Below are 11,968 nucleotides of genomic sequence, written 5' to 3' on the forward strand. Positions count from 1 at the left end.
ACCTTTGTCACTTTATATGATGTTTGATGCTGATTCTTAGTTCGATAAAAAGGTGACAGCCTAAACAAAAAAGTGACACAAAGTATACACAAGGTGTATAAGTTTGTTTACTTTGTGATTTTTTAGGGAAAGCATGGACTCATTATATAAAATACTCAACTTACTATAATCGACATTTATGATATATCTTGAAGCAAGAAACGTAGTAAAGCAATACGCAGAGCATACCGCCCTGAGCGGAGTCAGCCTGCAAGTGCCCAAAGGTTGTGTTTATGGTTTGTTGGGACCCAACGGTGCCGGCAAAACTACATTGATACGCATTATCAACCGCATAACTGCACCTGATAGTGGGGAGGTACTGATAGAAGGGCATCCGTCGCAGGCATCGGACATTTATAAGATCGGCTATTTGCCCGAAGAAAGAGGATTGTACAAGAAAATGAAGGTTGGCGAACATGCCGTATTTTTGGCCCAGCTGAAAGGTTTAAGCAAACGTGATGCGGAACAGAAAATAGCTTTCTGGTTCGATAAATTCGATATTACCTCATGGAAGAACAAGAAGGTGGAAGAATTATCGAAAGGTATGCAACAGAAGGTACAGTTTATCGCTACCGTTATTCATGACCCTGAGCTTTTGATTCTGGACGAGCCTTTCAGTGGTTTTGACCCTGTGAATGCCGAGTTGTTGAAAAGGGAAATATTAGAACTGAAGGCGAAAGGCAAAACGATTATCCTATCGACCCACAATATGGAATCGGTGGAGACTCTTTGCGACGAAATCACACTTATCAATAAATCGCAGGCAGTGCTGCAAGGCAATGTAAAAGACATTAAAGAAAAGTATAAGACCGACGAATTTAATGTGGTTGTTAAGGGTAATTCTTTTGATATCGATTCGGGGCTGTTTTCGGTAGAAGCACAGGAAATGAATGAGGGCATCACCGGCGTCCGTATCAAAAAATCGCAGGACGTGTCGAACTCCCGGGTTATCGGCGAGATATCCGGTAAATACGAGGTTGTCTCATTCAATGAGATTCTGCCATCGATGAACGAAATATTCATTCAAACTGTAACAAACAAATGAAAGCGCTCAAACTGATTATACAAAGGGAATATCTGACCCGTATCAAGAAAAAGTCGTTCCTGATATTAACGATACTAATGCCGGCTATATTTATCGGCGTAATATTTCTTCCTATCTGGCTATCCGGAATCAAGGATTCGGAGGCTAAGCATATTGCTGTTATCGATCCTACCGGTAAATATGCGTCTCACCTGCAATCGTCGGACGAATACAAGTTTGATATTACCGATCATAATCCCGGGCATCTGGTTAGTGAAGGCGGGTCTGAATTGTATGGTATTCTTCAGGTCACCGATGATTTGTCCGTTAATCCGAAAGCCATTACTTTCTATTCGGAGAAACAAGCACCTATCGGGCTGCTCAGTTATATTAATTCAACCCTTTCGGAAGTAGTAAAGTCCGAAAAGCTTTCTACTCTATCCAGCCGTGACAATATCGACCCGAAGGTTCTAACCGAAATAAGGGAGATAACACAAAGCCGGAATAATGTGAGTGTAACTACTATGCGTTGGGATGAAAACGGTGCGGAGAAGGAAACTTCAACAGCCATAGCATCCGGTATCGGAGGAGTAATCACTCTGCTGATGTACATGTTTATACTGATGTATGGGGCTATGGTAATGAATGGTGTTGTGGAAGAGAAAAGCAACCGCATTGTGGAAGTGCTGATATCATCGGTTCGCCCGTTCGATCTGATGATGGGTAAGATTATCGGTATAGGGTTGGTCGGGCTGACTCAGCTTCTTATCTGGGCTGTTTTGTTGGGTGTGGTGTCGGCATCTGCGGGAACTTGGCTCACTTCTTCGGGGATGAGTGATGCAGCTCCGATGTTGACTAATATGGAATTACTGTTCTCTGTCAACTGGATCGAGATTTTGATCTGTTTCCTGCTCTTCTTTGTTGGAGGATACCTTATTTATGCATCTATTTTTGCTATTATCGGTGCGGCAGTAGACAATGCACAAGATACCCAGCAATTTGTGATGCCTGTGACCCTTATATTTATATTTGCCCTATATGTCGGTATATATAGTATACAAAATCCCGACGGTCCGCTGGCGTTCTGGTGTTCGCTTATCCCTATTACATCGCCTATCGTAATGATGGTACGTATACCTTTCGGCGTGCCGCTCTGGCAAGAGGTGTTATCTGTGGCTATTCTTTACATATCCATTGTGCTGGTTGTCAAATTCGCAGCCAAAATATACAGGGTGGGTATATTGATGTACGGAAAGAAACCGAGCATGAAAGAAATTATCAAATGGTTCTCTTATAAATGAAGCCGGTTGAGGGCTTTTATTCGTATCTTTGCCTGCGCTTAGAGAAAGACAATCATGACGTTGAAGAATATTAAATCCTATATGATGCCGATATCTATGTCTATCGGCATTGTTTTTTATCCGGTATTAAGCCAGTTGGGATTTTTGACCCCATACCTTATATTCTTTATGTTGTTGCTCTCGTACTCGAACCTGTCGTTCCGTACGATCCGGTTTAGTAAACTGCACTTTTGGCTTCTGGGTATACAACTGATAGGTAGTGTTGTTGTATACGGCTTGTTATCCTCTTTAGTAGACCCTATAGTGGCTCAGGGTGTAATGATATGTGTATTGGCTCCGACGGCCACTTCGGCTGTGGTTATAACAGGGATGCTCGATGGTAATATGTCGAGTCTTACGGCTTATAGCCTCTTAAGTAATCTGGCGGTAGCTGTAGTTGCTCCTGTACTGTTTACCCTGATCGGGAACAATCAGGGGGAAATGTCGTTCATAGCCGAATTCTGGGAAATAGGTCAGCGAATCTTTGTCCTTTTGCTGTTGCCATTCATTATATCTATTGTAATTAGCCAGGTGTCACCACGTACACACAGCTTTATCCGTAAGCAAAAATCAATGTCTTTTTATTTGTGGAATATTGCCCTGATTATAGTAACAGCGCGTACTGTCCTTTTTCTGCTTACAGAAGGGCAAGGACATTTTCTACTTGTATGTCTTATATTCTTCTTGGCTTTTGTTGTATGTGCGGGCCAGTTTTTGACCGGCCGGAAACTCGGTCGGAAGTATGACGATACAGTGGCCGGAGGGCAGGGGCTGGGCCAGAAAAACACAATCCTTGCTATATGGATGGCTCAGTCGTATCTCAATCCGATATCATCTATCGGACCCGGAGCATATATCTTATGGCAAAATATGATCAATTCGTATCAAGTGTGGCGTAAACACCACTGAATCTGAGACATTGAGCATTCTTAACAATCCAATGCTTTGTTAATTCAAACATTATTTCTAGCTTTGTAGGCTGGAAGTGTGTCTGGATATTTAGTAAAGACACTGTGCGAACTAATCCTCTAAGAACAACAACGTATAGGTATTTTTTATAATAAGGCACAACCGTATTGAAACAAGGAATATGAAAAAACTCTCTATAATATTATTCTCGCTGGCTTTGACATCTACTCTTTTTGCCCAAAATACGACAGGCAATCAGACAAATGTTAATAATGAAGAGCAATTCGAGAATAAGATTAAGCAATCAAGCAACTTCTACATCAATTCAGACGGATTGGTTGTATATAAGCGAAGTAGTGCAGCTACTACGCAGGAGGAAGTTCCTGCTAAGAATGATACTACGGCAGCACAAAAGGAAGAATCAGGACAAACCGGAACATACTCAAACTCAACAGTGTCAACTCAGAATCAAGTGAGTGATACTCCTGTTATTATACGTAAAAGCGCATATGATAACAATGCATCGCAAGCTCCTTCAAGAGTTGAGAGCGATAACTCTGATCCGGTAATAACACGTCCGGTAAAGAAAGAGCCTGTAAATTATGCTTCTTCGCCCGAAGAACCGGTAGCAGTACCGGTGAGGTCTTCGAGCGTACCTCCGGCTGTGGCAGCAGGAGCTGTTAAAAAAGAAGCTCTTACTGTAGATGAATCTATAAGAATAAACAGCAGGCCGGTGAATGTTAACAGTATGGAAGATGAAACTGTTAATTACGGAGCTATCACTCCTGCGCCTTCAAAAGTAAACGAATCTAAGGCTGACCCCAAAAAGGAATATAGAAAATACAGCGAAAGAGGGTATGAAAAACGCCAGCCACAATATAAGAGTATAGAGGAAGCGGCTTTGGCTGTAGAAGAGATGATAGATGAGCTAAAGAAGAAACAAAGCCAAACGACAACTGCAAAATCGATGTCATCTAGATTGTCGACAGGTGCGAACCGTGCGGCGCTGCGTAAAAAACCTCTTAGTAATAGTACAATGAATGCTTCCGGTTATGGATATACAGATACTTCTGCCCAGCCAAAACCTGCAGAAACAGTACAGGCTCCTGATAATGATTGGGGCGAAGAACCTACATACTATATTAATGGTACGGAAGTAGAAAGGGCTGACGTTGAACAACTCAAAAAGAAAGATATTGTAAATAAGCAATTTAAAATAAGAAATACGACTTCGGGAAATCCCAATGGGGAAGTCTGGTACGAAGTACAAGGATATAGTAATAAGAACTAAAAAAAAAGAGGTGAATTAAGATTCACCTCTTTTTTTATATATCAGAGACATACTTTACATATCTTTTTCCAACTCGATAAGTAGGTCGCTCTTACTGGTTGTGTCACCTTCTTTTACCAGTACCTTTTTAATGGTTCCTTTGGTGCTTGCCAGAATAGCATTCTGCATCTTCATGGCTTCGAGTATAAGGAGAGTGTCTCCTGCTTTGACCGAATCGCCTGTTTTAACAAGTACCTCGAGTATTTTACCCGGCATAGGTGCTTTCAGTCTGATAGTTGTCGATTCACTTGCTTCGGCACTGAGCATCTTTTTGCGTCCGAGTGAGAAAGGTGTTTCGACCGAAAAAAGATAACTTACTCCATTGACCAGCAACTCATATTCGTTCTGATGGCGTGATACTATTTCGATCGGATAGCTTATTCCGTTTATAGTCATAACAGAAAAACCATCGTCGGTAGTCTCGATAGATGCATCTAACTGTTTAGAGTCGAATGCATATTTGCCGTTCCCGCTTATTGTGATAGGATATTCTTTGGACGAAACTTTATCTAAAGCTATAAGTGTTTTATTATTAGTACTCATATGCATTCTTTCATTACATGTTATTGATTCTGTTGCGTAAAGCCCATAAGTCTATATCTTCTTTCTGTTCAGTGATGGGCTTGTTTTGCTTACCGTACTGGGATACAGCAAACAGAGCAGCAAATATTTCTTCGTCTTTCTCTACATGAACTGTCGATTCCATATCTTTCTCGATAAATGAAGTATCGAAATTACCATTGCAAAAGATCTCGTTATGTAAAACGGCTTTATCAAACGGGATCGTTGTTTTGATCCCCTTTATCTGAAAGTCATTAAGAGCCTCCAGTGTACGTTTGATAACTGCGTTACGGTCTTCGGCATGCACTATCAGTTTTGCGATCATAGAGTCGAAGAATGGGGTGACTTCCGATCCTACAACTACGCCTTTGTCTACCCGTATACCTTCGCCTTCGGGTAAGCGTAGAGCTTTAATCATACCTGTGCAAGGCGAGAAGTTAGATTGCACATCTTCTGCATTGATACGACATTCGATAGCCCATCCGTTTAACTTAACTTCTTCCTGTGTGATAGGAAGTTTTTCGCCGTTGGCAATACGTATCTGAAGCTCAATCAGGTCTAATCCTGTGATCATTTCGGTAACAGGATGCTCGACCTGTACACGGGTATTCATTTCCATAAAGAAGAAATCCCCGTGCTTATCAAGTAGAAATTCTACTGTTCCAAGACTTACATATCCGGCTTCGCGGGCAAGGGATACGGCAGCATCGGTGATTTTCTTCCGCAGTTTATCGTCTAGTGCAGGAGAAGGCGCTTCTTCGAGCAGCTTCTGATGCTTGCGTTGCACTGAACATTCGCGTTCCCATAGGTGGATAACATTACCGTGTGTATCGGCTACTATCTGTACTTCGATATGTTTCGGGTTTTCGAGATATTTTTCTATAAACACAGACGGGTTATTGAATGCCGAAAGAGCTTCGGTAGATGCCGAATGGTACATTTGTTTTATTTCAGACTGTTTACGTACGATACGCATACCACGTCCGCCACCACCGGCAACGGCTTTAATAATCAACGGGAAGCCGATTTCTTTCGAAATCTGGATAGCTTCGTCCAGAGTGTCTACACTTCCGTTACTGCCTCCCAACATCGGAACTTTGCCTTTTGCTGCTATTTCCTTAGCAATAACCTTGTCTCCCATATTCTGGATAATACGGGGTGAGGGGCCGATAAATATAATTCCTTCTTCGGTACAGCGGATAGCGAATTGTGCATTTTCCGACAGATAACCGTATCCGGGATGTATAGCATCTATTTTATTACGTTTGGCAAGTAATACAAGGCTTTCGATATCGAGAAACTCAGGGACATCGTTTTTCTCCCTGTCGGGAAAGTCTACCACCTTGTCGACCTGTGTCAGATAATAAGCATTAGGTTCTTTCACTGTACGGATACCAACCGGGGTGATACCCATCTTACGGGCGGTTTGGGCTATACGTATAGCAATTTCGCCTCTATTGGCTATTAGTATCGATTTTATCTTATCTTTATTTTTCATCCTTCTTCATTATTTAGATAACCTGTCTTTTACAGAGGCATATTTCCGTGTTTGCGTTTAGGACGGTACTCTGTTTTTCTATCCAAAGCTTTCAGGCTGGTAATAATTTTCGAACGGGTCATTGCCGGATCGATAACTTCGTCGATAAAGCCTTTTTCGTCAGCTATATAAGGGTTGGTTACTTCCTCGCGGTATTTCTGGGTAAGCTCTTTTTTCAGCATAACAGGGTCTTCCGATTCGGCAAGCTCTTTACGGTAAAGTATGGCAATAGCTCCGTCCGGTCCCATTACGGCAATTTCGGCGGTTGGCCATGCGAAAACAAAGTCTCCGCCTATACCTTTACTGTTCATTACAATATAGGCACCTCCATAGGCTTTACGCAAAATGACAGTTATTTTAGGTACGGATGCAAATGTATAAGCATATAGCAACTTCGCTCCATGGCGAATAATTCCGTCGTGCTCCTGATCGGTTCCGGGAAGAAATCCGGGTACATCTTCCAATGTTATAATCGGGATATTGAAAGAATTACATATATTGATAAAGCGTGCGCCTTTTATCGACGAATCGATATCTAATGTACCGGCCATCACTTTAGGCTGATTGGCTACGATACCTACAACCTGACCATCCATGCGGGCAAAGGCTGTGAAAATATTCGATGCATGGTTTTCGGCTACTTCCATATAGTCGCCGTTGTCGACCAATAGTTCTACGATCTCTTTTACATCGTAGGGTTTATCGGGATCTTCGGGTACAATATTCCTGAGTTGGTCTTCGACACGTTTTGCCGTATCATCCGATTTTATCAATGGGGGATTCTCCATATTATTTAACGGAAGAAAAGACAATAACCTTTTTACTCCGAGAATAGTGTTCTCGTCATCACTGTAGACGAAGTCGGCTACACCCGATTTAGTGCTGTGTACGGAAGCACCTCCGAGGTCTTCTGTCGAAACGGTTTCATTCAGAACCTCTTTCACTACATTAGGTCCTGTAACGAACATGTAGCTGGTGTCGGCTGTCATGAATATAAAGTCGGTCAATGCAGGAGAGTATACCGCACCTCCGGCGGCCGGACCCATGATTACAGATATCTGGGGGATAACACCTGATGAGTATACATTGCGTTTGAATATATCGCCATATCCGTTCAGTCCGGTGATACCTTCCTGTATACGGGCACCTCCCGAATCGATAAGCCCTACAACCGGCGATCCGGTCTTGAGAGCCATATCCTGGATTTTTACGATCTTGGCAGCATGCCTCGATCCTAAAGATCCTCCCAGTACATTGAAGTCCTGCGAATATGCGTACACCAAGCGTCCGTTGACTCGTCCGAATCCTGTAACTACTCCGTCTCCGAATGCTTTAACTGTTTTACCGAACGAAGCTTCGGCAGGTGGTATATAGGCATCGGTTTCTTCGAAAGTTCCTTCATCGAATAGCAAGAGAATACGCTCGTGTGCGGTTAGTTTTCCTCGTTTGTGCTGCTTTTGCACATACGTTTCGTCATATTGCTTATCAAGCAGTTCGCGACGAGCCGAAAATTGTTCGTACGATTTCTTCATATTATAAATACTATGTGTTTTAATCTTCCTCTGTGTTTCTATCAGCTTTATTTTCCCGAAAGCAATAGCTCTAAATGGTATTGGCAGGTCTTCTGGCTTACTCCGTCTTCGAATTTCCTTCCCGTTAGCAACCGGTCTGTATTATTAATATCCGGTATAACAGTGGTATTTAAGTATTTATTCAAAGATTTCAGGTGGAGCTTACAGCAGCGGGTCTGCCCGGGATTTACACCCGGTTCCCTTTTCACCACTACGCACGAATGTACGAAGTGACACCAAAACCGGCCCAAAGGTAGATATTTTTCTTTATTTATACGTTTTTATGATTAATTCTTTCGTGACAGACTTTTTGTATATTATTTGTTTGAGATTTTCTCTTTCAATATTTCGTATAGTTTTTGTGATACCGGAAATTCGAATTTACGTGCAAATAATGCATCGGACTTTAAAATATTCTCATAATCGGTTTCATCCAGATTGGCCGGATTATTACCGTTCCGTTCCTGCCAGATTACGAACCGCAGGTTATTCGATTTCACTCTGTCTTTGTAAGGAGAGTTCATGATTATAGTCTGGAAGAAGATTTCTTCGGAACAATAAGTAAACCTGAACCGGCGGAGAAAAGAAGGATTATTGTCTGAAAAATCGAGTATATACTTCATAGCGTCAGTAGGTATCGACCAATATACGAGTCCACCGTAAAGATCTTTTGGAAAGCTTTTTGGGAAACTACGGTTTATCCTGAACTTTTGCTGTAACTTGATAAGGCGCTCTTTCAATTTGTAATTGCGCTCGGTGCGTACGTTTATCAGGTCATGCGGGTGGTAGTACATTAGACGGTCTAAGCCTCCTTTATACCACGCATGGTAGGGTAGTTTATTTACTTCCATGAAGACCGTACCTCTGTTCTCTTCCATAAACCGGGTGATTTCCGCAGGAGATTGTATAGGATAGTCGTGTCCGGTTATTGTATGTACATATTCGATAGAAATATCTTTAGCAGCTTCGCGGCAAAGTTGTAATATCGCTTTTAGATGGTTTATGCTGCCCCACTGAACTTTATAGTCACGGGATACGAATTTTACGTTAGGCTTTGATCGTAAGTTTCTTATATCTTCATCAGTAAAGGCACCTTTGCTATCGATGTGTATATATATCGGAAAATTATCGTCGAATACATCTATCAGATTATTCAGATGCACCGGATTCTTATATGCCGTAATTAATAATGCCTGTTTCATGTGGATGATATGGTTTTATTCGACATACAATACTAGTCCTTTCAGGTACTCACCTTCCGGATGGTAAATGTTGATAGGGTGGTCGGCGGGCTGGGTCAGCTGATGCAGTATCTTAACGCTCCGTCCTGATTGGGCGGCAGCACTGAATACGGCCAGACGGAAAGCATCTTTTGTTATAACCTGCGAACAAGAGAAGGTAAAAAGTATTCCCCCCGGAGCTATTTTATCGAAAGCAACGGCATTCAACCGTTTATAACCTTGTAAAGCATTTTTGATTGCTCCCCGATGTTTTGCAAAAGCCGGTGGATCGAGGATGATGAGGTCGTACTCTCCTTTTTCCATGTTTGCCAGATATTTAAAAGCATCTTCGGCATAAGCTTTGTGGCGGTCGTCGCCGGGAAAATTTAACTGTACATTATTCTCGGTAAGCATTACGGCTTTAGCCGAACTGTCTACCGAATGAACAAGCTTTGCACCCCCGCGCATTGCGTAGAACGAAAATCCTCCTGTGTAGCAAAACATATTCAGTAAACGGCGGTCTTTAGAATATTTTTCTAAAAGAGCCCTGTTGTCTCTTTGGTCGACAAAAAAGCCTGTCTTTTGCCCTTTGAGCCAGTCGGCATGGAATTTCAATCCATTCTCAACTGCTATGCCATCGGTGTTTTCTTTTCCTCCGAACAAATATCCATTCTCAGCTCCCAAATCGGCTTTATATGGTAGAGTTGTTTCCGATTTATAATATACATTTTTCAGGTTATCGCCCAGTATTTTTACAAGGGCTTTGCATATATCGTTACGGTTTTCGTGCATTCCTACCGAGTGGGATTGCATTACGGCTGTATATCCGTATATGTCGATAATTAATCCGGGGAGGTTGTCTCCTTCACCGTGAATAAGGCGGAATGCGTTGTTGGATTCGGATACTACACCTATTGTTTTGCGCATATCGTAAGCTACAGAAAGCCGTTCTTCCCAGAATGAATCGTTTATCTCCCTTTCGCTAAAACTCAATACCCTGACTTCGATGCTTCCTATCTGATAATGTCCCGTAGCTATATACTCGCCTCCGGCTGTGTATACTTCTACGATCTCACCTTCGGTAAGAGACGGATCTTTCTGGGCTACAGCTCCCGAAAATATCCATGGATGGAAGCGACGTAACGAGTCTTCTTTTTTCGGTTTCAGGGTAATTCTCTTATATTTCATATGATATGCATTATGCTTTAGAAAGATCAGGATCGAGCCTAACCAGTTTGTTATATATTTGCAGGCAAGCCCATGCATCGAGTGCAGCGTATTTTTGCTGAGCATCGGTCAGAATATCAGCTTCCCAGTTCGAGAGCCGCTGTCCTTTCGAGATGCGTTCGCCGAAAAGGATTGCATAGATACGTTGTAATCCATTGTCTTCGATCCCGAATTTTTTCACGTAAGATTGCAGTTCGATAAAACTTTGGGGCTCCAGTTGTATCCGTTTGCGGATTGCCGCAAAATCATCTTTCAGTGATAGGCCTATCTTTAGAATATCGGGTGCTATCAGTATCTCTTTGAGACATTCGGGTATATCTATCAGGTTGAGCCGGAACAAAAAGCAGGTGTCGGGAGTCGATATCTGCATAAGCGCGATTTTGCGAATCAAGCCTTTGGTAAACGAAGGACGGGTTTCGGTGTCAAAACCCAGGATGTCGAATTTCTTGAGGTACGAAACGGCTTTTACAGCTTCCGCTTCTGATTGTATTACGATAATACGTCCCGGAAAAACGGCGGTTTCGAGTTCTGCTATCTGTTCTTTCGATATTGTTTTCACCACTCGGCTTGCATGTTTTCGGGAAGACTGTCATCTTCCTCCTGTTCGGGATTCATTGAATATCGGATAGAGTGTAATGCCCGTAGGACATTTACCAGTTTTTGCCCCCAATAAAGCCTGAAGTTTTCGCTGCAGGAACATAGTGCCTCGTACATACTTTCTTCGAGGCCTTGTTCGTACACCGCGGCAAAGTTTTTTATATCCTGATAAATATCAGCAAGGTCTTCCGATATACTTGCCGAAATAGGTGTGTCGCTGTATTTCATATCTTCGAGAAAAACTTCGAGATACGTATCATTACTCTTAAATGTAGAGTAGAGCCGGTTAACGATATATTCGTAATCGTCTTCGGTCACACTCACTTCAGGATAAATGTCATATTCTATCTCAACTTCCGGAAGCAGGGTCGCTTTCAGATAGAGGAGGGGTAATAGCTTGGTGAGCTTGTTTGATAACTCTGAAGAAGTTTGTTCTTCAAATGTCTCCAAAAACGAGCAGTACTGTACGCCTACTGCTACGAATTCGACCACATTCTTCGAAAAAACTATATTTTGAGACAGGTTATTTTCCATCTTTAATACTCTTTACGGAATATTGTCCGTTTATTTATTCTTTTATTTTTAAATATTTATATATCAGATTTTTATATCT

Annotated in this window: 11 protein-coding genes and 1 riboswitch; of the genes, 4 read left to right on the plus strand and 7 right to left on the minus strand. The window is 42.1% G+C overall.

Annotated features, from left to right (window positions below; genetic code table 11):
- Positions 1–178 precede the first annotated feature (178 nt).
- From BUC12_RS13275 to BUC12_RS13290, 4 genes are all read left to right on the plus strand, one after another.
- The gene (locus BUC12_RS13275; protein ID WP_062182330.1) at positions 179–1,084 is read left to right on the plus strand and encodes an ABC transporter ATP-binding protein; all 906 of its coding nucleotides are present in this window, start codon (positions 179–181) and stop codon (positions 1,082–1,084) included.
- Positions 1,081–2,364, plus strand: coding sequence for an ABC transporter permease (locus BUC12_RS13280; RefSeq protein ID WP_062182331.1), 1,284 nt, complete (start codon positions 1,081–1,083; stop codon positions 2,362–2,364). Before BUC12_RS13275 ends, BUC12_RS13280 begins: the two co-directional genes overlap by 4 nt.
- Positions 2,365–2,445: 81 nt before the next feature.
- Complete coding sequence (locus BUC12_RS13285; protein ID WP_082141933.1) at positions 2,446–3,312, plus strand: bile acid:sodium symporter family protein; 867 nt, start codon at positions 2,446–2,448, stop codon at positions 3,310–3,312.
- Positions 3,313–3,493: 181 nt separating this feature from the next.
- Positions 3,494–4,603 (plus strand): hypothetical protein, encoded by a 1,110-nt coding sequence (locus tag BUC12_RS13290; protein WP_062182337.1) that lies wholly within the window; start codon positions 3,494–3,496, stop codon positions 4,601–4,603.
- A 54-nt stretch (positions 4,604–4,657) separates the two neighbouring features.
- Here BUC12_RS13290 and BUC12_RS13295 read toward each other — a convergent pair whose 3' ends face one another.
- The 7 genes from BUC12_RS13295 to BUC12_RS13325 form a co-directional block, all read right to left on the minus strand.
- Entirely contained in the window at positions 4,658–5,185 is a 528-nt protein-coding gene (locus tag BUC12_RS13295; protein ID WP_062182339.1) for an acyl-CoA carboxylase biotin carboxyl carrier protein subunit, read from the minus strand.
- Positions 5,186–5,198: 13 nt separating this feature from the next.
- The gene (locus BUC12_RS13300; RefSeq protein ID WP_062182341.1) at positions 5,199–6,701 is read right to left on the minus strand and encodes an acetyl-CoA carboxylase biotin carboxylase subunit; all 1,503 of its coding nucleotides are present in this window, start codon (positions 6,699–6,701) and stop codon (positions 5,199–5,201) included.
- A gap of 29 nt (positions 6,702–6,730) precedes the next feature.
- Positions 6,731–8,272 carry an acyl-CoA carboxylase subunit beta gene (locus tag BUC12_RS13305; protein ID WP_062182343.1) on the minus strand — a complete coding sequence of 514 codons (1,542 nt, stop codon included), beginning with the start codon at positions 8,270–8,272 and terminating at the stop codon, positions 6,731–6,733.
- Between the two features lie 65 nt (positions 8,273–8,337).
- A riboswitch (cobalamin riboswitch) is annotated at positions 8,338–8,567 on the minus strand.
- Positions 8,568–8,628: 61 nt separating this feature from the next.
- Complete coding sequence (locus BUC12_RS13310) at positions 8,629–9,513, minus strand: beta-1,6-N-acetylglucosaminyltransferase (RefSeq protein WP_062182346.1); 885 nt, start codon at positions 9,511–9,513, stop codon at positions 8,629–8,631.
- Positions 9,514–9,528: 15 nt separating this feature from the next.
- The gene (locus BUC12_RS13315; protein WP_062182348.1) at positions 9,529–10,719 is read right to left on the minus strand and encodes a class I SAM-dependent rRNA methyltransferase; all 1,191 of its coding nucleotides are present in this window, start codon (positions 10,717–10,719) and stop codon (positions 9,529–9,531) included.
- Positions 10,720–10,729: 10 nt separating this feature from the next.
- Entirely contained in the window at positions 10,730–11,320 is a 591-nt protein-coding gene (locus BUC12_RS13320) for a 3'-5' exonuclease (RefSeq protein ID WP_062182351.1), read from the minus strand.
- Positions 11,314–11,889: a DUF5063 domain-containing protein gene (locus tag BUC12_RS13325; protein WP_062182354.1), complete on the minus strand. Its 576-nt coding sequence runs from the start codon at positions 11,887–11,889 to the stop codon at positions 11,314–11,316. Before BUC12_RS13325 ends, BUC12_RS13320 begins: the two co-directional genes overlap by 7 nt.
- Positions 11,890–11,968 lie beyond the last annotated feature (79 nt).

It is taken from the genome of Indolivaga macrotermitis, from assembly GCF_900128985.1.
Classification (GTDB): domain Bacteria; phylum Bacteroidota; class Bacteroidia; order Bacteroidales; family Dysgonomonadaceae; genus Dysgonomonas_A; species Dysgonomonas_A macrotermitis.